Origin of the sequence: Spirosoma sp. 48-14, assembly GCF_001898575.1 — a bacterium.
Taxonomy (GTDB): Bacteria; Bacteroidota; Bacteroidia; order Cytophagales; family Spirosomataceae; genus Spirosoma.
The window spans coordinates 1-26,719 of sequence record NZ_MKUD01000032.1; the positions used below are offsets into that span (position 1 = coordinate 1).

11 protein-coding genes are annotated in these 26,719 nt (G+C 51.6%); 7 read left to right on the forward strand and 4 right to left on the reverse strand.

All coding sequences use genetic code 11. The features are described 5' to 3' along the window. Window positions 1–253: 253 nt before the first annotated feature. On the reverse strand, window positions 254–1,915 hold the full coding sequence (locus BGO59_RS17740; protein WP_293685180.1) for a glycoside hydrolase family 28 protein: 1,662 nt from the start codon (window positions 1,913–1,915) through the stop codon (window positions 254–256). A gap of 457 nt (window positions 1,916–2,372) precedes the next feature. On the opposite strand from BGO59_RS17740, the gene BGO59_RS17745 reads away from it, so the two are divergent. The 7 genes from BGO59_RS17745 to BGO59_RS17775 all read left to right on the forward strand — a co-directional run bounded on the left by BGO59_RS17745 (window position 2,373) and on the right by BGO59_RS17775 (window position 15,374). After that, a complete protein-coding gene (locus tag BGO59_RS17745; protein ID WP_293685182.1) occupies window positions 2,373–3,563 on the forward strand; it encodes an esterase in 1,191 nt (396 codons plus the stop codon). Between the two features lie 109 nt (window positions 3,564–3,672). Then, entirely contained in the window at window positions 3,673–4,827 is a 1,155-nt protein-coding gene (locus BGO59_RS17750; RefSeq protein WP_293685184.1) for an esterase, read from the forward strand. Window positions 4,828–4,968: 141 nt separating this feature from the next. After that, window positions 4,969–9,081 (forward strand): glycosyl hydrolase, encoded by a 4,113-nt coding sequence (locus BGO59_RS17755; RefSeq protein ID WP_293685186.1) that lies wholly within the window; start codon window positions 4,969–4,971, stop codon window positions 9,079–9,081. Window positions 9,082–9,212: 131 nt separating this feature from the next. Then, window positions 9,213–11,552 carry a glycoside hydrolase family 3 N-terminal domain-containing protein gene (locus tag BGO59_RS17760; RefSeq protein ID WP_293685188.1) on the forward strand — a complete coding sequence of 780 codons (2,340 nt, stop codon included), beginning with the start codon at window positions 9,213–9,215 and terminating at the stop codon, window positions 11,550–11,552. Between the two features lie 217 nt (window positions 11,553–11,769). Beyond that, the gene (locus BGO59_RS17765; protein WP_293685189.1) at window positions 11,770–13,869 is read left to right on the forward strand and encodes a beta-galactosidase; all 2,100 of its coding nucleotides are present in this window, start codon (window positions 11,770–11,772) and stop codon (window positions 13,867–13,869) included. Between the two features lie 94 nt (window positions 13,870–13,963). Then, window positions 13,964–14,890 carry a TIM barrel protein gene (locus BGO59_RS17770; protein WP_293685191.1) on the forward strand — a complete coding sequence of 309 codons (927 nt, stop codon included), beginning with the start codon at window positions 13,964–13,966 and terminating at the stop codon, window positions 14,888–14,890. Window positions 14,891–14,972: 82 nt separating this feature from the next. After that, window positions 14,973–15,374: a hypothetical protein gene (locus BGO59_RS17775; RefSeq protein WP_293685193.1), complete on the forward strand. Its 402-nt coding sequence runs from the start codon at window positions 14,973–14,975 to the stop codon at window positions 15,372–15,374. Window positions 15,375–15,702: 328 nt separating this feature from the next. On the opposite strand, the gene BGO59_RS17780 is transcribed toward BGO59_RS17775, so the two are convergent. From BGO59_RS17780 to BGO59_RS17790, 3 genes are all read right to left on the reverse strand, one after another. After that, on the reverse strand, window positions 15,703–16,197 hold the full coding sequence (locus BGO59_RS17780) for a dihydrofolate reductase (RefSeq protein ID WP_293685195.1): 495 nt from the start codon (window positions 16,195–16,197) through the stop codon (window positions 15,703–15,705). Between the two features lie 75 nt (window positions 16,198–16,272). After that, window positions 16,273–17,265 (reverse strand): polysaccharide deacetylase family protein, encoded by a 993-nt coding sequence (locus BGO59_RS17785; RefSeq protein ID WP_293685197.1) that lies wholly within the window; start codon window positions 17,263–17,265, stop codon window positions 16,273–16,275. Between the two features lie 339 nt (window positions 17,266–17,604). Next, complete coding sequence (locus BGO59_RS17790; RefSeq protein WP_293685199.1) at window positions 17,605–26,673, reverse strand: SdrD B-like domain-containing protein; 9,069 nt, start codon at window positions 26,671–26,673, stop codon at window positions 17,605–17,607. Window positions 26,674–26,719: the final 46 nt, after the last annotated feature.

A 26,719-nucleotide genomic window follows, 5' to 3' on the forward strand; every position in this document is an offset into this window, starting at 1 on the left:
CAAGCAAAAAACCTGGCCGCTGCGGCCTGCAACCTGTCGCCGAGAACCCGCCTTGTGAGCCTATTTTGAACACGCCACCCAACATAGTATTGTACGCAAGATCGCTAAATATCAAGATACTGACTATGAATACGTTGGTATTTAGTGTTTTGGTTGAGTAGGGAAACTAATTGCGAAGCGCTTGTTCGCAAAGCAAGATACTGTTAGTGCAGTATCCAAGCCATGCTTGGTGAAATTAGTAAACGGTAGTAATTTACTTCATCGTCAGTACATTAGCCGGGACGTTAGCGCCAGTTTCGACGGTTTTTCGGGCCTTTGAGGTGGGTGTGTTGAGGAGCCTAATGTCTTTGGAACGGTTGCCGGAAATGTGCATCAGTAGGTCAGTGCCGTCGGCATAGCGGATGTTGTCGAGGGTGAGACTGCGGCTGTTCTGAATTTGCATCAGGGTTTTAGCAGGCGACATCAGCGTTACGTTTTTTAGGCGAATATTTTCTGCTTCAATGCAGACCAGTCCCTTCCGGCTTTGTAACACCGCATTTTCGATCAGAATATCTTTTACTGCCATTTCGGGTAAGCCGCGCACCATAATACCTGTTTCGGTACCTTTGCAGGTTACATTCCGAATCTGGAACGCCCGGAACTGGGGAGTGCCTTCCGACAGGGGCTGGGCCGGAATCGGGGGCAATTCATTTGACTCGCCTGGTGTGGATTCGCCGTATTGAGGAACCGGGTCTTTGGCGGCATAATACATATCGAACAGGATGGCTTCTCCGGCAATATTGGTCATATCGATCCCATCGACGAAGATGTTTTCGACAATACCACCCCGTCCGCGGGCCGTTTTGAAACGAAGGCCTACGTCCGTACCCATGAACGTGCAGTTCGATACGTACAGGTTACGCACCCCGCCCGACATTTCGCTGCCGATCACAAAACCACCGTGGGCATGATACACCCGGCAGTTGCGCACAATGATGTTTTCGGTTGGCACACCCCGTTTGCGGCCTTGCTCGTCACGGCCCGATTTAATGCAGATACCATCGTCGCCAACGTCAAATGTGCAGTCTTCAACCAGTCCGTTTCGGCACGATTCCAGGTCAAGACCGTCGCCGTTCTGGGCGTACCAGGGATTTTTGGCGGTCACTTTTCGGAGCGTAATGTGTTCACAAAGAAGCGGGTGCAGGCACCAGGCGGGGGAGTTCTGAAAGGTAACTCCCTCCAGCAGAATTCGTTTGCAGCGGGTCAGGCTGAGCATGTTGGGGCGCAGAAAGTCCTTTATGCCCTCGTAGTAGCTCATCGGCTGGCCCGATTTCACCGCCGATAGGGTTGCTCCTTTGAACGACTGCTCGGAGGGGTACCACATCTCTTTCTTCTCATTGACGACCCCACCCGACGCGACCAGTTTTTTCCATTGATCTTCAGTTAGTTTGCTTCGTTTCACCATCCGCCATGCATCGCCTGAGCCATCCAGAATACCTTTGCCCGTAATGGCAATATTGTCGAGGTCGGTTCCCGAAATGGGGGCCTGATTGCGTACGGCTTCTTCGCCCTCCCAGGTGGTATTGACCAGCGGATACGCGCTACGCTGATCGGTAAATTGCAGCAGAGCCCCTTCGGCCAGGTGCAGATTGACATGGCTTTTGAGGGTAATGGGGCCTGTCAGCCATAAACCACGGGGAATCAGCACTACTCCGCCACCAGCCCGGTTACACTGCTCTATAGCTTTGGTAATAGCGGCCGTGTTGAGTGTCAGCCCGTCGGCTACTGCGCCGAATTTGCGGATACTGAGCGTGTCCTTCCGAAACGTTGGGGTTAGTACGTTGGGCAGGTCAGCACCGGCAGTTGATTGAAGAGGAAGCGTTGTACGAAAGGCGGTTGCCAGTATAACGAGAGCTAAGCCTGCGAGCGTTTTCATAGGTATCGGGACAAATACATTGACGGCCAATCAATCTGGATGTAAAGGGGGGTAAGCGCCAATTGGATAAGTAAAGTGACCCAAAAATTGAGACGCATTCAAGAAACGATTGCCCTTTTTTTACGCAATCGTTGCCGGGAACGTTGTCAGGTCAGGCTGTATCGATTAATTATCGTTCTTAGGAAAATGTCTGAAAACTTTTTGTCATTTCGACGCAGAAGAAATCTCAAGCTAACTCATTGATTATTCCTAAGATTTCTCCTGCGTCAAAATGACAAAAGTCCATTCAGGTTTAAGGGCGTTTGGAGCGTTCCACTAAGTTCGTTATCAGTATACGATAGACATGTGCAGGCTCTATACGGTCGATCAATAGTTTATCTGAAAAAGCTACAAAAAAAACTTGCCGAATTACCAGTTGCTCATAATCTTTATGTACTTTTGACGCAAAGCTATTTGCATGACTATGTATCGAGTTTGCAGTCTGAGTATCGCTCTGGTAGTCACAGCCTGTTGGGGCCTGAAAGCACAACAGGCGCATGTCAATCTGGACTGGAATCCACAGAAGAATACCCAGAATCTGATGCCTTTTGGGGCCAGTGTCATCTCCCCGGAAGTTCGCGACGACCGAACGGTTATCTTTCGACTCAAAGCGCCCGAGGCCAGACAGGTCATGCTGACGGGTGGCCCAATCTTGCTGGCGCTGTCGGCCAAAAATCCGATCCCGTTTAAAAAAGAAACGGATAGCCTGTGGACGCTGACAGTCGGGCCGGTCAAGCCGGATATCTACGTGTACAAGTTCGTGATCGACGGGGTAACGGTGCCTGATCCGAACAACACCCTGACAGGCTTCAACGATCAGCCGGGGTATAGCAACCTGGTGGTTCCGGGCGATGGGCCTGCCTATTACGACGCCAAACCCGTACCGCATGGGGCCGTAACGCGGCATATTTATCATTCGACGGTTCTGAATGGCGAACGGGAAATGTACGTGTATACACCACCCGGCTATTCACCCAAAAAGAAGTATCCGGTGCTGTATCTGGTGGGCGGCAGTGGTGAACTGGCCTCCGGCTGGGCGCTGGACGGTCGGGCTAATTTTATTGCCGATAACCTGCTGGCTGAGGGCAAAATGGTACCGATGATTATTGCCATGCCGAACAATCAGGTTATTCACCGCAGCGACCCAAACCACACGGCCAAAACCTTCCCGCTCTTTGAAGACGAGCTGAAAACGCAGATTATCCCCTTTATCGACAAAACGTACAGCACTATCGCGACCCGGAAGGGCCGGGCATTGTCGGGCTTGTCGATGGGAGGGCGGCATACGCAGTTTGTCGGCCTGAAAAATCTGGATCTGTTCAGTTCGTTCGGCATCCTGAGTGCGGGCGATGTGGATAGCGAAACCAACAGCGCAGCTTTTCTGAATGACCCATCGGCCAATCAGAAAGTCGATTATCTGCTGGTCGGGCAGGGGACGAACGAGGCTAATGCACCCATCGGAAAACGGGCCATTGCTCTGCACGAAGCCCTGCAGCATCATAGCATCAAACACGAATATTATGTAGGTGGCGACGGTGCCCACGATTGGGGAACCTGGCGGCATCTGTTGTATTATAAGCTCTTGCCTACTCTTTGGCGGAGCAAATAACTAGGTAATGGATAATGTAAAATGAACAATGTATAATCATTGTCGGCTCTTCCATTATTCATTCTTCATTATCCATTGTTCATTCTGTATTTACATTCCCAACCCAATTATGCGTTTCTCCAAACAACTTCTGTGCACGGCTGTATGTACGGTTTTTATGGCCCCGCTGGCAATGGCGCAAATGGCCCCGCGAACCCCAACGCCCAACGATACCCTCAAATCGCCTAACGTACTGGCCGATAAGCGGGTACTGATTCAGATTTATGCGCCCAAAGCGAGCGAAGTAACCGTGGGGGGGGACTTTCTGTCGAATCCGCAACCGCTAAGCTTAAAGAAGAATGAGCAGGGTGTGTGGTCTGTGTTGATTGGCCCGCTGAAACCCGACTATTACTCGTATACGTTGATGGTCGACGGTGTTCGGACGATGGATCCCAAAAATCCGGTTATTAAGCAGGGGATCAGTAGCCTGGAAAATATGATGGCTGTGCCGGGGCCGGAAACCGCATTTGAAGATAACAAAGCGGTGCCGCATGGCGAGGTACGAGAGGTGTGGTATTCGTCGAACACGCTGAACATGATGCGCCGGATGCATGTGTACACGCCACCGGGCTACGAAAAAGGCAACACAAAATACCCTATTTTTTATCTGCTGCATGGGGGGGGCGACGATGATTCGGGCTGGAATACAATCGGGCGGGCGGGTTTCATTCTGGACAATCTGATTGCAGCCGGAAAAGCGAAACCCATGGTTGTGGTTATGCCGAATGGCAGTATGCCGCTGCCACCAATGAATGGTATGCCTAATGCCCAGATGATGAATCAATTGCGTGACCTGTTTTCGAGCGAGCTACTGAAAGAGGTGATGCCGTATGTGGAGAAGAACTACCGGATCCTGACCAATGCAGAAAACCGAGCTATTGCCGGGCTGTCGATGGGTGGCTTTCAGACGCTGGACGTAACCTTAACGCATCCTGAGTTATTCAACTACGTAGGTGTGTTTAGCTCTGGTTTCTTCGGCGCAACGGCAGATGAAGCAGATACCAAATACGCCAAGGTGCTCAACGACCCCAACTTTAACAAAGGCAAGAAACTCTTCTGGGTAAGCATCGGTAAGGATGATTTTGTGATGGATTCCAATAAAAAGACACTGGCTTTGCTCGATAAACACAACATCAAATATCAGTACAAGGAATCGTCGGGCGGCCACACCTGGATCAACTGGCGGCAATACCTGAATGAGTACACCCCAATGCTGTTTAAGTAGGGGTATGATGTAAACGGAAAGTTCCAGAACGCAAGAGAATAGCACGCTGATTTTTATGATCTATTATGATTTACGCAGATCAAAATCTTAGTTAATCATAATAGATCATAAAAATCAGCGTGCTATCATTTCCCACCCTTCATGAAACGACGAACCTTTTTAAAGAATAGCTCTACGGCTGGTTTAGCGGCACTAGTTACTCCGGCAGGCATTATTGAATTCAAGCGAAAGTCAACTATCCTTGATACCAAGGCGGCTGAATCGTTTGTCGATGCCTTTGTCAATCCGCCCATGTCAGCGCGGGCGCAGGTCTGGTGGCACTGGATGAATGGCAATGTAACAGCCGACGGTATCACCCGCGATCTGGAAGCCATGCAGCAAATCGGGCTGGGAGGCTTTCAGAATTTCGATGCCGGAACAGGTATACCGAAAGGTCCAGTGGTGTACCTAAGTCCTGAATGGCTGAGCCTGAAACAGCATGCCATGAAAGAAGCTGATCGGCTGGGGCTGGAGTTTACCATGCACAATTGCCCCGGCTGGTCGTCGAGTGGTGGGCCCTGGATCACGCCCGAACTGGCCATGCAGGAGGTGACATGGAGCGAAGCGTATCTGGCAGGTGGTCAGCCGGTAACGATCTCACTGCCCAGACCACCCGCAAAACTGAACTACTACCGAGATGTGGCCGTGCTGGCTTATCCGTCGCTATCTGGCGAAGCATCACTAGCCGCACTGGTTACTAAAATCACAGCTACTGGGGGTACTGATTCGAATCTGGCAGAGCAGTTGGCCGGAGGAGAAGGGCTGACTGTGCAGTCGAGTGCGGAAGGCCAGCCAGCTACGATACTGCTTGAGTTTAAGGCACCTTACGAAGCCCAGTCTATCGCTTTTGTCAGCAAACCTGTCGGGAAAACGCCTTCGGGTGAGGGTGGCTTTGGAGGAGGGCCTCAACTTACGCTGGAAGCGTCGGACGATGGTACTCAGTTTCGCAAAGTAGCCTCAGGGAGCGCAGGGCGTTCGGCGGATGAAACCTTGACAATCATTGAGTTTGCACCGACAAAGGCACGATATTTTCGCATTGCGTCGCCCGGTGCGCGACATTTTTCGCAGTTACGGTTTTCTGGTGCGGCCCGACTTGCCGATTGGCGGAAAAAAACGGATATGGTCTTCGGGGCAATGGGCGTAACGGATGATTCGGAAGAGGCAGGAAAAGCGGCTATTAAACTGTCTTCGATTGTCGATCTGACGAAATTCATGGATAAAGAGGGTTCGTTACGCTGGAATGCGCCATCCGGTAACTGGACTATTTTACGGGTCGGTTACACGCCCAAAGGGGAGCTGAACCGTTCGGCACCCGATACGGGAATCGGCCTCGAATGCGATAAATATAACCCGGCCGCCATCGATTTCCATTTTAACCGGATGATGGAAAACCTGCTGCCGACCCTCAAACCGCTGGCCCAGAAAGGCAAGGTGGGTCTGTTGATCGACAGTTATGAAGTGGGTATGCAAAACTGGACGGCCCAGCTTCCGCAGGAGTTTCAGAAACGGGTTGGCGATTCATTGCTGGCCTATTTACCAGCGCTGACGGGCCGTATTGTGGAAAACGTAGACCTCACTGAGCGGTTTCTCTGGGATTTCCGTCGTGTACTGGCCGATCTGATGGCCGATCATTATTACGCCCGATTCACGGAGTTATGCCATCAGCAGGGCATCTTTGCCTATGCCGAACCGTACGACCGGGGGCCGATGGAAGAAATGCAGATTGGGGCACGGGTCGATGTGAACATGGGGGAGTTCTGGCATGGGCTGTCGTCGTTGTTTCAGAACAACTGGACCATGCGACGGACCACTAAACTGGCGGCATCCATTGCTCATATCAACGGTAAAAACGCTGGTGGAGGCACGCCCGCCAATCCACAATTGGTTGGAGCCGAAGCCTTTACAGGAGAGCCCGAATCGGCTCGCTGGCAGGAATACCCTTTCGGTATGAAAGCACTGGGCGACCGAATGTTTACACAAGGATTGAACCGGATTATTTTTCACCGATACGCGCACCAGCCTCATCCAACCGCTGTGCCGGGTATGACAATGGGGCCCTGGGGTATCCACTTCGACCGGACAACGACCTGGTGGAACCAGGGACGGGCCTGGCTCGATTATCTGGCCCGTTGCCAGAGTTTGTTGCAGCAGGGACTATTCGTGGCTGACCTGGCCTATTTTACGGGCGAAGCCGGAAATCAGTACACCAAAGTAGAGCCGCACGAACTAACCCCAACACCGCCACAGGGCTACGATTACGACCTCATCAATGGCGAAACGCTTCTGAAACGTACTCGTGTTCAGGATGGAAAGCTGGTGCTGCCCGATGGCCTGAGTTACCGGATTCTGGTGCTCCAGAATCACAAAGCGCTGAGTTTGCCACTGCTCCGAAAATTACGTGACTATGTGAATGAAGGACTGGTTGTCGTGGGTGAAAAGCCTGAAACAACGCTCGGTCTGCATCGGCATTCGGAAGGGTATACCGAGTTTAAGCAGCTTTTGACCGACATCTGGGGGCCCATCAACGGGACGGCGATAACGGAAAACAAATTCGGCAAAGGGCGTGTGTTCTGGGGGCAGTCCATCCTGGCAGTGCTCAACCTATTGGCAATCAGGCCCGATGTGGAGGTGACGTCCCGTTCCGGCGATGCGCCCATTACATGGATACACCGTCGCATTGGCGAGGTACAGGTGTACTTTCTGGCCAACCAGCGTCGGACGGTCGAAGAAACGGTCTGTACGTTCCGGGTAGCGGGCAAACAACCCGAACGCTGGGATGCTTCGACGGGGAAAATGACGCCCATGCCGATCTACGAAACCATGGCCGGACAAACCCGCGTACCTGTACAGTTCGATCCGTCGGGTTCCGTATTCGTCGTATTCAGGACACCCGCCAAAAAGCCGCTACAAGCTATCAGCAAAGGGCCCGAAACCGTATTGAGTACCAAGCCTTTCCCGATTCCGACTCGCGGGGTGTACAAGGACGTTGCCAATACCTTTACGATTAGCCTGTGGGCCAAGCCGGAATTGAATATCATGTTGGCTCCCGGTGGATTGCTGGAAAATGTAAAAGGAGCCTGGACTGATTACTACGCCATCTATCCACCTTCGGGGACGGAGTTATATGGGGCTGGGCATGCTGCCTGCGGGCTAACCATCGGGCGAAACGGCGTGGCGGTTTGGGAACGAACGACTGGTATGCCCACTTTTCGGCTGTCGGCCCAAGCACCCATTTCGGGCTGGAGCCATGTAGCGGTGGTCTATAAAGACGGTATCCCGGCGATTTATGTGAACGGCAAACTCATTCAGCAGGGAAAGGCTGGAACAAACATCGTTCATCCCGGAATTAGTAAAGCCTACCTGAGCGATGGGGCTTCGTTTTACAATGGCGATATGACCGAGCCACAAGTGCTCACGGAAGCGGCTTCGGACGACCGTATCCGGCAGTTGGCAGCGCAGAAACGTACTGAATCAACGGCTATCCCTACTGTCGAAATAGCGGCTAATGGGAAAAGCGGGCTACTGTTCTGGCAGAATGGGCAATATGTTGCACGCGATACAGCAGGACGTAGTACACCTATGGCCGTTGCCGGAATCAATCCGCCAGTGGAAATAACAGGTAGCTGGCAGGTTCGCTTTCCGGCCAATATGGGGACTCCCGAACAGATCACGTTAGACAGCCTGATTCCACTGAATACCCATGAGCAGCAAGGGGTGAAGCATTTTTCGGGTACGGCTACCTACATCAAAACGATTCAGATACCGGCCAAACTGCTACCGGGTTCATCAGGACGGCGGTTGTTTCTGGACTTGGGCAGGGTGGAGGTACTCGCCAGTGTATCGGTCAACGGGAAAAACCTCGGTACTTATTGGAAACGCCCCTACCGGATAGATATTACCGATGCGGTGCAGGCTGGCAACAATACGCTGGAAATTAGCGTAACGAATTTATGGCCGAACCGACTGATTGGCGACGAATATCTGCCCGATCCCGACAAGTTTACTCCGGGTGGTGGGGCTAGTGGATTTGCCAGCCTAAGCAGCGGGGCTATTGTCGAACTACCGGCCTGGTATAAAGAAGGAAAGCCCAAACCTGCCGACGGACGTGTGACGTTCACGACCTGGAAACACTACACCAAAGAGTCGCCACTTCTGGACTCCGGCCTGATCGGGCCTGTCGTGTTGCGGGTAGCAGAATTGAAATTGCTGAGTTAATCTTTATGCAGAAGAGTAGTGAACCGCCCGGGCGCGAAGACGCAAAGAAATAATTCTATCGCCTATTCTTTGCGTCTTTGCGCCCGGGCGGTTTAATTGATTGACATCTATTTAGAATACCTACCAAACCTATGAGAACAAAAAACATCACCTTCGGCCTGTTGACTCTGTTGACTGCCTCGGCCGCATTCGGCCAGAACTGGACCGAAACGAACGTCGGAAACTGGACGAAAGTCACCAACAAAGGCGGGAAAACCATCGGTTACTCGTCGGCATCGGGTGTGAAACTACTGACCGATAAAGGGTTTGCCTTTAAAGACCTGAACAAAAACGGTAAACTGGACAAGTATGAAGACTGGCGGTTGTCGGTCGATGAACGGGCGAAGGATTTAGCCTCAAAAATGACCATCGATCAGATTGCCGGACTGATGCTCTATAGCCGCCACCAACCGATTCCGGCGGCTGCGGGTGGTCCATTTGCCGGTACCTACGGCGGAAAAATATTTGCGCAAAGTGGCGTCAAAGCCTCTGATCTGTCGGACCAGCAAAAGGCGTTTCTGACCAATGATAACCTCCGGCACGTACTCATTACATCGGTACAAAGTCCCGAAATCGCTGCTGAGTGGAATAACAACGCTCAGGCGCTGGTCGAAGGGATTGGCGTAGGCATACCAATCAACAGCAGTTCGGACCCTCGACATGGCACCCGTGCCGATGCCGAATACAACGCAGGGGCGGGTGGCTCCATTTCCATGTGGCCCGGTTCGCTGGGGTTGGCCGCTACGTTCAATCCCGATGCCGTAAAACGGTTTGGGCAGATTGCAGCCACGGAATACCGGGCGCTGGGTATTGCTACGGCTTTGTCGCCCCAGGTCGATCTGGCTACTGATCCGCGCTGGAATCGGGTCAGTGGTACCTTTGGCGAAGACCCGCAACTGGCAACCGACATGGCGCGCGCTTACATTGATGGGTTTCAGACGTCGTATGGCGCCAACGAAATTACGGGTGGCTGGGGCTATCACAGTGTCAATGCCATGGTAAAGCACTGGCCGGGTGGGGGTTCGGGCGAAGGTGGACGCGATGCCCACTATGGGTATGGTAAATACGCGGTGTATCCCGGAAAAAATTTCGAAACGGCATTCATCCCATTCCTGAACGGAGCCTTTAAACTGAACGGAAAAACGGGTACGGCAGCGGCTGTGATGCCGTACTATACCATCTCATACGGTCAGGATAAAAAGTATGGCGAGAATGTAGGTAACAGTTACAGCAAATACATCATTCATGACCTGCTGCGGACCAAATACAAATACGATGGGGTTGTCTGCACCGACTGGCTGATTACCGCCGATGAAACCGCTGTCGATGTTTTTCTGACGGGCAAATCGTGGGGTGTTGAGAAACTGACAGTAGCCGAGCGACACTACAAAATCCTGATGAACGGCGTTGACCAGTTTGGCGGCAATAATGAATCCGGCCCCGTAATCGAAGCGTATAAAATGGGGGTGAAAGAACACGGAGAAGCCGCCATGCGTGCCCGCTTCGAGCAGTCGGCAGTACGACTACTCAAAAATAGTTTCCGGGTAGGCTTATTCGAAAATCCATACCTGGACCCACAGGTATCGCAGAAATCGGTTGGAACGCCGGAATACATGAAGGCAGGTTATCAGACCCAACTGGAATCGGTGGTAATGCTGAAAAACAAGGCGAAAGCACTGCCGCTCGCGAAAGGCAAAACGGTCTATATTCCGAAACAGTTTACACCCGCTGGCCGTAATTTCCTCGGTATGGAAATCCCGGAAAAACTGGCCTATCCGGTCAATCTGAATATCGTTAAGAAATATTTCAATGTGACAGATAATCCTGCTGAAGCCGACTATGCGCTGGTGTTTATCCAAAGTCCAAACTCGGGTGGTGGCTATAACAGCGCCGATGCCAAAGCGGGTGGTACGGGCTATGTTCCTGTCAGTCTGCAATATGGCGATTATACAGCCAAAGGAACTCGCGACCCGAGCATGGCCGGTGGCGACCCGATGGAGACATTCACCAACCGGACATACAACGGCAAAACGGCGAAGACCATCAACACCACCGATCTGAACATGGTTACGGACACCTATGCCAAAATGAACGGCAAACCCGTGATTGTCGCGCTGAATATGTCGAACCCGACGGTGGTCAGTGAGTTTGAAGGCCAGTCGAACGCGATGCTGGTCCATTTCGGGGTGCAGGACCAAGCCTTGATGGATATACTGACTGGAGTGTATGAACCCTCGGCCCTGTTGCCCATGCAAATGCCAGCCGACATGAAAACGGTAGAAGCACAGGCCGAAGACGTTCCCCGCGACATGAGTTGCTATAAAGATTCGGAAGGAAACACCTACGATTTCGGCTTTGGCCTGAACTGGAAAGGCGTCATCCGCGATGCCCGCACAGCCAAGTATAAGCAGTCGGTCCTGAGCGCGAAGTGATCAAAACAGGTTTTCGGAGCCTTGTGGTGTACCTCGTCTGTGGTGTTTCGTGCTGTCAGATGCTCACATCTGACACGTGCGGTTTCTCAAAACCGAACGAAAGAACGGTTCGGTTTTAAGAAACCGGCAACACAGCATAAATCAGCAGTACAGCAGAGATTGGCAGACCCTGAGAAACCGCAGGCAATGAAAAGCGCAGTTAAGGATGCCCCAAATTATGAATCGTCTTTCTTTAGTACTTACCACTACCCTCGTACTCCTTTCGACATGGGTATCGGCCCAAAGCCCTTTGCCCAATAAACTGCTGTTTGGCGTGGCGTATTATGATGAATATATGCCCTACGAACGGCTGGAGAAGGACGTTCAGATGATGAAAGATGCGGGCATCAATGTCGTCCGCATCGCCGAATCGACCTGGAGCACGGTTGAACCACAGGATGGCGTATTTAATTTTACCCACATCGACCGGGTGCTGAATGCCATGCACAAAGGCGGTATTCAGGTAATTATCGGCACGCCAACGTACGCAGTACCGACCTGGCTGGTGCGTAAATATCCCGATGTGCTGGCTACCACGTCACGCGGGCAGAACCAGTACGGCGTTCGCCAGAACATGGATATTACCAATCCACATTTTCGCTTCCATGCCGAACGCGTGATTCGGAAAATGCTGGAACACGTAAAAAATCACCCGGCTATTATTGGCTATCAGGTCGATAACGAAACCAAGCATTACAACACCGCCGGGGCCAATGTACAGCAACAGTTTGTGCAGTACATGAAAACGAAGTTCAAAACGCTGGACACCGTCAACAAGGCGTTTGGGCTGGATTACTGGAGTAACCGGATTAACAATTGGGCCGATTTTCCGTCGATGGTCGGTACGATCAATGCCAGCCTGAGTTCGGAGTTCGCTAAGTTTCAACGGAAACTCGTCACAGATTATCTGGCCTGGCAGGCGAAACTGGTGAACGAATACAAACGGCCCGGTCAGTTTGTAACCCAGAACTTTGACTTCGAATGGCGCGGGTATTCGTATGGTATCCAGCCCGATGTCGATCATTTTGCGGCTGCCAAAGCAATGGACATCGCTGGCGTCGATATTTACCATCCCACGCAGGACCAGCTTACGGGTATTGAAATCTCGTTCGGAGGTGATGTGACCCGTTCCATGAAAGTCGATGCGTCGACTCGGGGCCGAAATTATCTGGTGCTCGAAACCGAAGCGCAGGGGGTCCCGCAGTGGGTACCCTATCCGGGGCAGTTGCGGTTGCAGGCGTTTAGTCATCTGGCATCGGGAGCGAGTATGCTGGAATACTGGCATTGGCACTCGATTCACAATTCGGCCGAAACGTACTGGAAAGGGCTATTGAGTCACGATTTCGAACCCAATCCTACCTACGAAGAAGCCAAAACCATCGGACGCGATTTTGCGAAACTGAGTCCGAAGCTCGTCAATCTGAAAAAGACCAATTCCGTCGCCATGTTGTTCAGCAACGAGGCCCTGACGGCGTTCAATGCGTTTAGCTTTGGCTGGGGTGCTACCGAACGGTATAACGACATCCTGCGACCGATGTACGATGCCCTGTACCGAATGAATGTGGGCGTTGATTTTGTCGACCCGTCCAGCACAAATCTGGAGCAGTATAAACTCCTGATCGTACCCGCTTTGTATGCGGCTTCGGATGCATTGCTGGAGCGGCTCAATCGCTTCGTTAAAGCAGGTGGGCATGTCGTTTATACGTTCAAAAGCGGTTTTTCCGACGAGCATGTGAAAGTGCGTTCGACCCGTCAACCGGGTATTATCAGCGAAGCCTGTGGAATTTATTACAGCCAGTTTACCATCCCGCAAAAGGTATCCCTAAAAGGTGATCCGTTCAAGGTAGGTGAGTCGAATAATACGGTTAAGACCTGGATGGAACTGATTACACCCACAACAGCCCGCGTACTGGCCTCCTACGATCATCCGGTTTGGGGAACCTATGCCGCCATTACGGAGAATACCTACGGAAATGGACTGGCAACCTACATTGGCTGTATGACTAGTGATGCTGTGTTGCAGAAAGTGCTGGAAGATGCGGTGAAAAAAGCTGATGTTTGGGGAGTTGATCAACAACTGACTTTCCCGCTGATTGTCAAATCGGGGGTAAATCAGCAGGGTAAACTCATTCATTATTACTTTAACTATTCTGCTACGCCGGGCTCTGTAAAGTACCCCTACAAAGCTGGGAAAGAGCTGTTGGCCGATCAGCCGATAACCTCTGGCCAATCAATGTCCATAGAGCCCTGGGGCGTAAAGATTGTTGAAGAGAACTAGTCGTTGAGTCAAGTGGAAATGACAAAAAATAGCTAGGTTAGAACTCATTTGAATGTCTTGAAAACCTTACAAAAAATAGAAACATCTTCTCACAATGAATCCAACCCGTCGTCAGTTTTTAGGCCAACTGAGTGCCCTGGCCGCCCTGCCTTTAGTGACTGGCTTAGGAATAGAAGCGCCTAAAGACCTGTTTTTCAAGATTTCGCTGGCACAATGGTCACTGCATCGGGCGTTGGCCAAAAAAGAGACGACAACGCTCGATTTTCCTACCTGCGCTCGTCGTGATTTTGGTATAACGGCTGTCGAGTATGTCGATCAATTTGTCAAAAACGAACCGACGTACCTGAAAGAACTGCTCAAACGGAGCCAGAATGAGGGTGTCGTGAATCACCTGATCATGATCGATACGGCAGGCAGTCTGGTCGATGCTGATGCTGCCAAACGAGCCGATTCCATAAACCGGCATTATGCGTGGGCAGAAGCGGCTAAGTTTCTGGGCTGCAAAACCATTCGGGTCAACCTGCAAAATAAAGACGCGGTCGATGAGGTGCGGAAGCGAGCCATTGACAGCATGGGGAAACTGGCCGACCGGATTAAGCCCCTGGGATTGAATGTGGTGGCTGAAAATCATGGCGGCTACTCATCCGATGGCAGTTGGATGGCTTCGGTGGCTAAGGGAGTGAGCCAATCGAATTGTGGCTTATTGCCCGATTTTGGCAATTTCTGCCAGTCGCACGATTGGGGGAGTACCGAAAAGGCCTGTGAGCGCCCGTATGACCGATACAAAGGAGTTGCCGAAATGCTGCCGTATGCCAAAGGAGGGGTGAGCGCCAAAAGTTACGGTTTCGATGCAAAGGGTAATGAAACTAAAATCGATTATGGACGCATGCTGAAACTGGTTAAAGCGGCTGGATTTACAGGCTACATTGGGGTGGAGTTCGAAGGAGAGGGGATGGCCGAAGATGAAGGAATCCGCCGAACCAAAGCGCTGCTGGAAGCTGAAGGCAAGAAGTTAAGCTAGGCGAAAAGGAGATTAATGAGCGATTAACGGCCAAACATCTGGATAATCGGATCGGTTAACAGACTAACCAATTGGTAACGTCATGAAAACGATCCGATCTATTCTTAGTACCTTATACGTAGCTGCGGCCGTTAGCGCCTGTACTCCTCAGATGGTCTTCACCGATTCGTCGATTGTTCCATCTGCTTCGGGGAAAGTTGGCGTTCGAAAGGATAAAAACAAAAACTACGTCGTCAATGTAAACGTTCGGAATCTGGCCGAGCCCAAAAAGCTTAGCCCACCATCGAATACTTACGTCGTCTGGATGGAGTCGGGTAACGATCCGGTCAATAAACTTGGGCAGCTAGTGCCTTCCGGGCGTGCACTCGAAGCGCGGTTGAAAGCCACATCCATTGCCAAACCCGCCGACATTTTTATTACGGCCGAAGATAATGCCGAGGTGATGAGTCCAAGCGGGCCCACGATATTGACCACCCGGAAATAAACAGCGCTGTTGGGTCATGCTTCATCGAAGTCCTGGAGCTACATTCGGATAGAAGCTGTTTGCGTTTGTGGTGGCAGGTTCTTACAACCTGCCTGGTTAGGTTTCTCAAAACCGCACGGCTGGTCTGATTCGGTTTTGAGAAACCGCACAGGGCAGATTTGAGAATCTGCCCGCACTCTAAGAGGGTGCCTATGTGGTGTCAGGTTCTTCAACCTGACGCATGCGGTTTCTCAAAACCGCACGATGGCAGATTTGAGAATCTGCCATCGCTATACCTGGATACCTGGGCAAAACGCTGTAGGCGACCTACTCATACAACGTGTGGCTCTTACCCCACCCGTTCGTACTCGACAAAATCAAAATCTACGGCATGCCGTTCGTCGGCGGGGTGGTGGTGGCGGCTGACTTCACGCCATTCGTTTTTATCGAAAGCGGGAAAAAAAGCATCGCCCTCATAGGCTCGGTGGACTTCGGTTAGGTATAGAGTAGTGGCTATGGGCAAGGCCATTTTGTATATTTCTGCCCCACCGATCACGAAGATTTCTGTTTGATTGATAGCCTTCGCTTCGTCAAGGGCTTTGTCCAGCGTATGCACCACGGTAACGCCGGGAGCGCTAAAATCGGCGTTTCGGGTTATCACAATGTTAGTGCGATTGGGCAATGGTTTTCCTAGCGAATCGAGCGATTTTCGGCCCATAATGATGGGATGATGGCTTGTTTTTCGCTTGAAAAAGGCGAAGTCATCAGGCAGATGCCATGGCAATTCATTATTCCGGCCGATAACGCCGTTTTCCGCCACAGCGGAGATGAGACTTATTTTCATAAAGAGTGAAAGAGTGAAAGAGCGAAAGAGTGAAAGAGTTCTCAGCGGATTTCGCTCTTTCACTCTTTCGCTCTTTCACAATTTTTTACGTCGTTCCATTAATTCCCGCCAGGTGGTTACGATGATGCCCTCTTTCTCGATATAGGCTTTGAGAGCGGGGTCCATCATGCCCAGCATATCGCCCTTCCGCGATTGGCCCGAACTACTGATCAGATCAAACGTTGGCGTTGGTGCGGTGCAGTGCATGATGATGTACGTCAATCCTGGTTGTACAGAGTTCAACAGTTCGATGAATTTCTGGGTTTTAAATTTTTGTAAATCCGAGTCTTTGGCTCCGGCAGGTAGGTTCAAGCTGGTGATGCTTCCGTCCAGATCATCGAGTACCGGCAAGCCTGCGTCCCAAAGCTGTTTGCCCAATTGCCGGGCCATTTGCTGCATAGGCGCGGCCAGTCGGTTGGTTTTGCTGATGAGTGCTGCATGGCCACCGGGAAACAGAATCGGGATTTTTTCGTCGATAGCCACTTTTACATAACGCCCAATAAATTTAGGCTCGAACAGCGTACCCATGTGCGAATCCATGTGGGTCGGCTGAAACCCGAACGACCGATACCGGGCCAGTTGCGCCCGAACTTCGGCCTCTACTTCATCGGGTGTGGCGTGGGCGACCACATCGGCTACTTCGGGCCAGAAACTACCCTGCCCGTCGTAGAGACCCGGCGCTTTGTCACGACCAATGATAGGATACCAACGGTAGTTTTTCCATTCGGAGGTGAGCGTCAGATGGACACCCGCGTCGACATTGGGATGTTCTTTCAGATAGGCAAAGAAATGAGGCACCCATCCACAGGGCATCATAACGCTGGTTGAATTAGCGATGCCTTTTTCGATGGCATTAATCGTTCCGATGTTCGAGTCATAGCTCATGCCCGCGTCATCGACGTGTAAAATAACGACCTTTTTACCCTTCGGGAACCCGAGTTTTTCGGCATAGGTTTCGGTTTGAGAGTAACTCGGCAGTTGAGAAATTGTAAGCAATAAGCCCACTAAACGTAAAGACCAGGGTTTCATATGAGTTGTACGGGGTTCATGTTAGGAATAATACTACATAAATAGTCATTTGGGCCATAACTCTCCTGCCTGATATGGAGTAGCCACGACTAGATTTGACCGTGAACGGGTAAATTTAACGGTCAGATCTGGTTGTGGCTATCACGGCTCAATTTTATGTGTTCGAACTTGTCGTTTGATGAGTTTGCACTGTGTGTTTCGTTGAAAAAGTCCTTTGTATGATTGACGCGTTTATGAGCTAACCTGTCGTAGAAAGTTTGACGGGCTAGTTTACAAAAAAAGGACCATGGTGTTAAACATGATCCTTTTTCTCGTTGCTAATGGTAGCGTATTATTGAATCAATGGGAACCTCGTATCGGTCCTTTGGTCTGTCTGATTACAAACGGTACACATACACTAGCCGGGCAGCCACACGTCGTTGGCAGTAGGGCCACCGTCAGATCGCTATAGCAGCCACTGCCGTTATAAACCCGAACGGTATAGAGTTGAACGGTAGCCGGATTTGCCAGATTCGCCACAATGACACCATCCGACGGTATTGGCTTAGCCACCCCTGATAGCGATGCAGCCGCGTTGAACGAAGAGCCGGGTGAATATTGGTACGTATATCCGGTCCTGAACTGGCTCAGAACGATTTTGCCGTTTGCCTGAGCTACGTTACCTATGCAGGTGACCGGTACAGAAACAGCCTTGAACGTTGGCAGTGTATCTTCTTCAACAATGAATGGACAGCAGCTAAATTCAGGACATTGACCACTAACGGCACCATCGACAAGTAGCGAATACGTACCCGCAGCTGTTACACTCAATACATTCGTGGTAGCACCAACAATTTCAACGCCATCGCGGTACCATTGATAGCTGGTATGTCCCGTTGCCACTCTAAGCTCAAATAAATAATCACTACCCTGACACACCTTAACCGGGATAGTCGTACATACTTTGGCCGTATCACCTGGTATAGTCGCTACATTGTAGAGAATACCTGTACTATCGGCTTTAGCCTGGAACGTCAATGATAGACTTTGGCCCGGTGTCAGACTTGGTACCGTCCAGGTGCTAACTGGGTTGCCATATGCGAAGGTAGTGCCTGTCGGAGCCGAAGCCGAGTTGGCTATGTAGCTCAGACCAAGCGTGGTTGAATCCCGGACTGTAACGTTCGTTGCCGTTGTTGACCCTACGTTGGTTAACACCAGCGTGTAGGTGAGGATATCGCCCTGGCTAGCCTTCGACTTATCAACGACTTTATTCAAAGTCAGTGAAGGGGGAAGGAGATAGTAGCCTGCATCCAGCGTCGGATTGTATTCACCAGCCGTCAGCGTCACCGCTTCGGTCTTACCTGTATTCGGGCTTACATTCGAATCCTTGGTGCGGTCATTACCACTGTAAGGCGTTGTAGCAGTATAGCCCGTTGGTGTCGTAAAGCCTACGGTGTAGCTATTGCTGCTGCCGGGTGTCAGACCTGTAAAGGAATAGAAACCAGACGCATTCGTTACCATGGTTGCCGAAACTGCACCGTTCAGATACAACGTCACGTTGACATCCTTAATACCAGGCTCTCCTATGCCTTGAATACCATCTTTATCCGAATCTAACCACACAAAGTTACCCAGACCCGCAATGTTAGCAGGGGATTCAGGGCCTATATAACCAGCATCCAGCGTTCGATTAAACTCACTGGGGGCCAGCGTAACGGATTCGGTCTTCCCGGTAATCAGATCGGCATTAGAATCCTTGGTGCGATCGGTTCCGCTATAAGGCGTCGTTGTGGTGAAACCCGATGGAGTTGTGAAGCCTACTACATACGAATTACTGGTGCCAGGTGTTAAACCGGTGAACGAGTAGAATCCCGAATCATCCGTTAGGGTTGTTGCCGAAATGGATCCGTTCAGATAGAGTGTCACGAATACATCCTTAATACCGGGTTCTATGCCACCCTGCGTGCCATCCTTATCTAGATCAAGCCAGACGAAGTCGCCCAAGCCAGCGAGTGCTACTGTGCAGCTAGCCGGAGCTGTATAAGTCGTGGAAACGCTACCACAGGCGCTGGCGCTGCTGGTAACGGTTACTGTGTGTGTAGCGCCATCACTTTGTAAGGCCGTGTAACTAAACCCGATGGTTCCAGTACCCGCAGCCACTGTCAATGAGCGAACATAACTTCCGTCTGTCAAGGTCAGGGTCTGACTCACAGGGCTATTGGTGACCGTAATTGTTCCTGATAGTACATACTGATTTGTGGCAGGATTACAGTTCGCCCCTGAAGCTGTTACCGACAGAATACATGCCGGAGCCACAGTACAGGAGGCTGGGGCGGTATAGGTTACACTTGTGACTCCACAAGCGGTGGCACTACTCAGGACTGATACCGTATGAGTGGCTCCATCCGAGATTAACCCTGCCAGCGTGTAACTCACCGGACCGTCTCCAGTTAGACTCACCAGCGTACTGACCCCACCGACCGACACGGTCAGCGTTTGGGGACTGGCACTGTTGGCCACCGCATTGGTGGAGGAGATGCTACCCGTGACAGCGTAGGTGTTGGTGGCCGTACTACAGATACCAGGGGTGGCCGTCGCCGTCAGCGAGCAGACAGGCAGAGCCGTTAGGGTGATGGTCAGCGGCTGGGCATCCGAGCAGGCATGGGTATCGCTCACCTTGATGGTAAAGGAAGCTGTTCCACTACTGGTTGGCGTCCCCGAAATCACCCCACTGGCAGACAGAGTCAAACTGGCTGGCAGACTGCCCACCACCGAGTAGGTGTAGGGAGCGGTGCCACCAGTGGCGGTCAGGGTCTGGCTATAGGGGGTACCTACCTGTCCGTTGGGCAGGCTGGCTGTGGTGATCCGGGTTGAACACACCGTGCAGGCTACCGGAGCGGTATAGGTGGTAGTGGCCGATGGGCCGCCACTCAGGCTAGCCACTACCGTATGGCTGGCAGCATTGGAGGTGCCGCTGAGCGAGAAGCTGGCGGAGGGTTGTCCACTAGTCAGCGTCAGGCTGGCCAGAGTAGCGCCATTGTCGGTGATGGTCAGTGTTGACCCGGCGACCACATTGCTGAGCGAGACGGTCCCTGTGGCGGTGTAGGCATTGGTCAGTGAGTTACAGCTCGGGTTGCTGACCGATACGGTCAAGGCAGACGGAGCCACTGTACAGGAGGCTGGCGCTGTGTACGTAGCCGATGCAGTACCACAAGCTGTTGCCGACGACAGCAGCGTTACTGTATGCAGTCCTGTACCTGACGTCAGACCGGTCAGGCTGTAGGTAGCCGAGGTCTGGCCAGCACTCACCGAGACGACCGTGCTTACAAGGCCATCCGTAATGGTCAGACTGCTGGCAGGGGCTGCCGTTAGATTAACAGTTCCTGTTACCGTGTACTGATTCGTAGCTGGATTACAACTACCCGGTGTAGCGACCAGGCTCAGCGAACAAGGCACAACAGCGAGCCCAAAGTCATAGGTGTGATTAATTGTCCCTGGGTCGCCAGTCGTCAGCATAATGGTGGGCTTGCCATTCATGACCATCGCATCGTTGTTGATGGTCGTAGTACCCGAGTTGGTAGCACCGCTCTCTCCAGGGGTGATACTCACATCGGTTAAGCTCAATCCACTAACCGCTGTGCTGCTACCCAGACTCGTGATCACTACGGCATAACTCGTATTATAAGTTAAAGCGGTTGTGGCAACGGATGAAGTAGACGTACCTGCCGTTATGGTTGTTGAGGAGAAATAATATTCCCCTGCCGCGTTGGTCGTCACGCTGGCCAGTGCCGTTGTTTTAGCCGCATCATAGAGCGTAATTACGGCTCCTGGAATGGCTGGTTCGCAAGGGTCCTGAAGTCCGTTTTTGTTGTCATCGCGCCACACCCGGTTACCAATTTGAATTGGGGCCAGATTACACAGTACGGCCAGACCACCCCAGTTATTAGCTTTCGGGAAGTTGGTGGCGTAGTAGCCAGATGCATCATAGGTAGAACTGCCAATCAGGTGAATATCGCGTGAGCGTTCGCCGGTGTTTCGGTTTATCCACGTAATCCCCGAGTTGCCTGAATAATAGACATTGTCCATCGCTGGCAATACGAGTTCCTGACGACCAGGTACATAATCTATCATACCCGCCAGCATAGTTCCTTCACGCCCAACATATTTGAAAAAGCGGTTGTTGGTCGACGTATTTCCACCCGCGTAGTTAGTATTCGTCAGCGTCCAGTTGACGGTCGAAACCTGATCTCCAGCCACCGCATTCGATTCGAGCGTCCAACTAGGCGAAGCATTGGTACCTGTGTTGGTCAGCCGCTGTAGTATCCCCCCGGTTACATACCAGGTTGAGTTAATCAGGTCGTGGTAACGGTTACGTGTGCTAACCGTCATGCCATACTTTCCATCGGATTGTAGATCAAATGCAATTTCTCCCAACCAGGGCTGTGTATGCTGGGCATTGGCACTTGAATTCGAATAAAATACGGTATTGGCCGTTACAACTTCCCAAGGGTGCACAGTCTGACTATACCAGTACGATACGTTCGGATTGGTAGCAGGAATGCTCAGATTGAGTGGGAGCGTAGCTTCTAACTGGAAATCCGATGCTGAGGGGGTAGCGTCTGAAGGATCAACGGAATAGACCAACCCTTTCAAATCATTAATCGTGGGGCCGGTGCAGGTAACAGTGGCATATACCCGTTTCGTTTCCGGATGAACCCCCAGCCCCAACACCGCCATGTAGGGCCGACCATCTGACCAGTTTCCTGTCGGACAGCCATCGGTAGGTAATGGGAACCGTTTCAGGTTGGCAGATACAGGTGCCCCCGTGTCATCGACCGGAATCACAATCACTTCCTGTTTATTCAGGTTGACAACGTACAGCTCGCTATTGTCGCTAGCCATTTTTAGCGAGCCTAAGCCAGTATACCCAATACGAGCGGGGCTGACATTGGTCACGCCAAAGTTTGAACTAGGATCTGGGAAGGTAGCATCCGCCACAAACGTACCCGATACACCTGGGCTTAGTACCGTTTCAAGATCAAGCCAGGTGGTCGGTGTAACGGCTGTACCAGAACTATAGCCAATTTTGTAAATTACCCCTTCACCAAAACCATTTGCCGCCGTTTTCATGGGAGCGTACGCACGCATATAGGCGCCTGTAAGTACTTGCTTGTGCGTTTTATCCCAGGCCAGGCCCAGCGTAGTACCAACAGTTCCTACGTTCCCAATCATCGTTTCGGAGGCAATTGGAAGTGTTCCCGTCGGAGCTGACCAGTCGCCAGTATTATCAGTCGCCGACCGGCCGACAAAATTGACGGCATCGTTGTCCTTAATCGTAATGATAGTCGGTTCAGTCGAACCATCGGTATTCCGGGCAAAACAGACGACGGCTACTGATGGATTCGATTCGCAGTAATTCGTCGGATTACTTAACCCCAGACTAACTCCACACGAAGGCGACGTAACAAACTGTACGGACGTACCGCTCTGCGATCCACGCGCCGATTGCTGGAATTGAGTCGGTACATTCCCAAACTCAACCCGGTACGTCACGCCATCAGTCAGACCGCTGAAAAAGTAGTTCCCGGTGATGTCGGTCGTTGTGGTATTGACTAACGTACTGCTACCCGTATTATCACATCGATAAATGGTTACTGTAATGCCAGACAAGCCAGGTTCGGTCGTTGTCTTAACCCCATTCGCATCAAAATCATTGTAGACAATACCGCCGACTCGACCTGTACTCGATACACAGGAGGTACAAACAACACCGGTAACCGTAAACGTAGCGGGGTTTGATACGCAACCATCTACAGTGGTGAGGGTCGCCGAATAGACTGCGGTAGTAGTAGTAGCACTGATGGCCGGTGTAATCTGGCGCGTTGTTGCTCCCGTCGACCATTTATAGGAACCCCCCGGTGGCAGCGTTAATGTCGTTGACGTACCCTGACAAACCAGAGCCGTGCCGCCAATAACGGCTACCGCTGCGGGAGAAACCTTCAACACAAAACTGTCGGATGGTTTACACGCGTCATCCGTCGACTGGAGAATAGCATAGACGTAATAGGTCAGCGGATCTGTACCCGTATTGGTGGGGACAGTTACCGTATAAGAAAGCGTTTTGCTACCCGTCGCTGTCGTTGAATTAATCGTAGCGAGCACTGTACCGCCGGTATACATGGCCGTTCCCGACTGCGGACTGGTGAAGTACACAAACTGAATCTGGTCTGGTGTTACGGCATTGGTCGAAACACTCAGGGCCAATGCCGTAGCCGAGCATTGCGTAACCGTTGCTGCCGATGGCGTGGAAATGGTCAGCGTTTGCGTGGGCTTGATCCGCAGGTTTACAAAAGCCGTATCAGAACAACTGGCACTCAGTCCATTCTGTCCGATGAGGGCATAGTAGCGGATACCGCCCGTTGAGGTCGGCTGCTGGGCCGTCGTTGGACTGAAGGTGAGACTGGTGGCTCCGCTGATGGCCGTAAATGAGCTACCGTTGGCATCCGTATAATACCATTGAACTCCAGTTACGGTGTTACTCGTCACCGTTGTTGATAATGGCAGGCTGAAGCTACTACCCTGACAAATCGTTTGTGGATTACTAATTGCGATTTCGGGTTTGGCACAATCCGGTACTGCAATGCCAAAGTCGTAGGTGTGATTGTTGGCACCATAACCGCCCGTGGTGAGCATAATGGTGGGTTTGCCATTCATGACCATCGCATCGTTGTTAACCTGGGTGGTACCCGAGTTGGCTGTGCTGCTTTCGCCCGGTGTGAGGGGCGATACATTGGTCAGTGATAAGCCCGTTACGACTGTGCTGGTACCCAGACTGGTAATGACCAGCGCATAATCGCTGTTGTAGGTCAGGGCTGTAGTGGCTACCGAAGAGGTCGAGGTGCCAGCCGTTACCGTTGTCGAGGAGAAATAGTATTCACCAGCGGCATTGGTTGTTACACTGGCCAGAGGGGTTGTTTTGGCGGCATCATAGAGGGTGACCACTACGCCGGGAATGGCTGGTTCGCAGGGGTCCTGAATGCCGTTTCGATTATCGTCGCGCCACACCCGGTTTCCGATCTGAATCGGAGCCAGGTCGCAGAGCACTTCCAGGTCACCCAAACCATTGGCCTTGTTTTGGGTTCCGCCCGTTACGCCAGCGTAGAGCGTAAATCCATTTTGCTTCGCTCCGGTCTTGTTGTCAAAACCAGTCAGGCCCCCTGAATTATAAACAAGAGGGTCACCTGTTGATACCCGAACCTCGCCGGAGCCCGCTTTCAGAGCCAGCCCACCGGCGCTAATCTCCTGGTGACCACTGGTGTTATCTACATAAAATTCACCACCGCCAATGCCTTCTCCCGAATTCTGACCAGAGGTGGCCGGTTTAGGACTGGTGGAGCCTTCCTTACCATTGTATTCCAGTTCATACGAGGTCCCATTAAAATAAGCGCGCAGTAGATCGCCACCAACCGCACCCAGGGCTTCTAGCTGTCTGCCGTCGGGTGTGTAATTACTTGGGTAAGCCCCCTGCTGATGCTGGAAGCGATCAAAGAATCCCAGAATCATGGTTCCGTCTACATCGAACTCGATGTCTGATAAAGTTGGCTGTGTATAGAGCGTAAAGCCTGCGCAGTTAATACCACTTCCAGTGGCATTTGGGTAAACATTGGTCCAGGGATGCCATTGCGATAGGGTAGGGCAGGCGCTCCAGTTCGCCCCTTTCGTATAATTAAGTGGGACTGTTAATAAAGGTGTTGCCTCATAGGTGTTCGTCACCGGATCAAAAACCAGCACACTCGCTGTTAAATCGTCACGGCTTTGTGAATGGCTGGCATCGCATACAGCCCCGACATATACTTTTCCGTTGTGAACCGCTAGGGCAAAAGGCCGGGTTACACCGGTTGGTGTATTGTTTAGTGTTGTAAGTTCGAAGCCTGACACCATAGCAAAGCTACTGCCGGAATTACAGGTGATGGCAACGTTTAGCACTCCATCCGTAACGGTGGTTGTAAACGAACGGGTAACACCCACGTTAATCTGATTACCAGCAGCGGCATACACGTCAAAGCCCGATAAGACGGTTGTGCTCTCCAGGGCAACTGTTGTGTTTCGGTTGCTTGTTGTCGCATTTGTGGCAAAATGAAGCTTCACGCCAAAGGTGCCATTACCTACTGGAAAACTGTAGGTCATCGTTGAGCCAGTGGCTACATAAGCCGAATTGGCATATAAGGCAGCATCAGAGGTGCCAGCTGTAGCGCTGTTTGTATTTGTAATCGTCTGTCCATAATTCGTCGAGTTCCCATTTATATCAAATAGATACCCTTTCTGCCACTGCTTACCATCGGCAGCCGTGAACGTTTCGTTGCCTGCCCCCGCAGAGAAATAGCTGGTAGACGAAGCCGTTGAACAAAGTTCAGGCACTGGATACTTGCCATTTAGGATTTTAGTCGCGATATCGATGGATAGCAGTTGCTTGTTGGTCAAATCCATGACATAGAGCGTTTTCTCATCTTCGCTGATATCAATGTCCCCTAAACCAATTCCGGCAATGACACTGAAGGACTGCGCATCAAGGCTAGGAGTCCCTGCATTGGCCAGACCACGAGCTGCATCGGTGGCAAACTGCCAGTTACCACCTACCAGCGCCGACACATTAAGCCATGCTGTGGTGGTTGTGCTGGCACTAGTCGGGTTGGTCATGTCGGTGATATAAATCTGGCCCAGGTTGCCGTCCTTAAGGCCTACGTGTCGCTTCAGGAACGCGGCTGAGTAGAGTTTTTTTGCGGTTTTGGCGTAAGCGACACCCCAGGTTGAACCGATCTGAGTACGGGTTCCCAGATGGGCTACACTGCCTGTTAAGTCGTAATTGACACCTACCAGAACATCGTTTCCGCCATTGTTAGGTGTAACAGCGCCATCCAGATAACAGGGAGTAACCAGAAGAGGGTTGGTCTGACAGTAATCGGACGCCAGATTGATACCTAAATTAGTCGTGCAGGAACCGGGTTGCGTAAACTGAACCATGGTGCCGTTGTTAGTACCCCGGAAGGTGGGCTGGTAGCCTGCGGGCAAGTTGCTGAATTCAACCCGATAAGTCGTCGCTGCCGTTAGCCCGGTGAAACTATAAGCCCCATTAAGGTCAGTTTGCATGGTAGCCACTTGCGTACTTTGATTCGTAGCATCACAGCGGAATAGAGTCACAGTAACGTTACTCAAGCTGCCATCATAGGTATCCGCAATGCCGTCGCTATCGAAATCCCGGTATACCTTACCGCCCAGACTGGTAGCGCTGGCTACACAGGATGTACAGGTGACGGGTGTAACGGTGAAACTGGCATCATTCGATACGCAACTGTTCAGGGTAAGCCGTACCCGATACGTAGTGGCCGTATTAATGGCCGTGGTAGTGTATGGATTGGTGGTGCCGACCACGGCGGTTCCGCTGCCATAAAACCACTGATAGGTAGCGCCGTTGAAG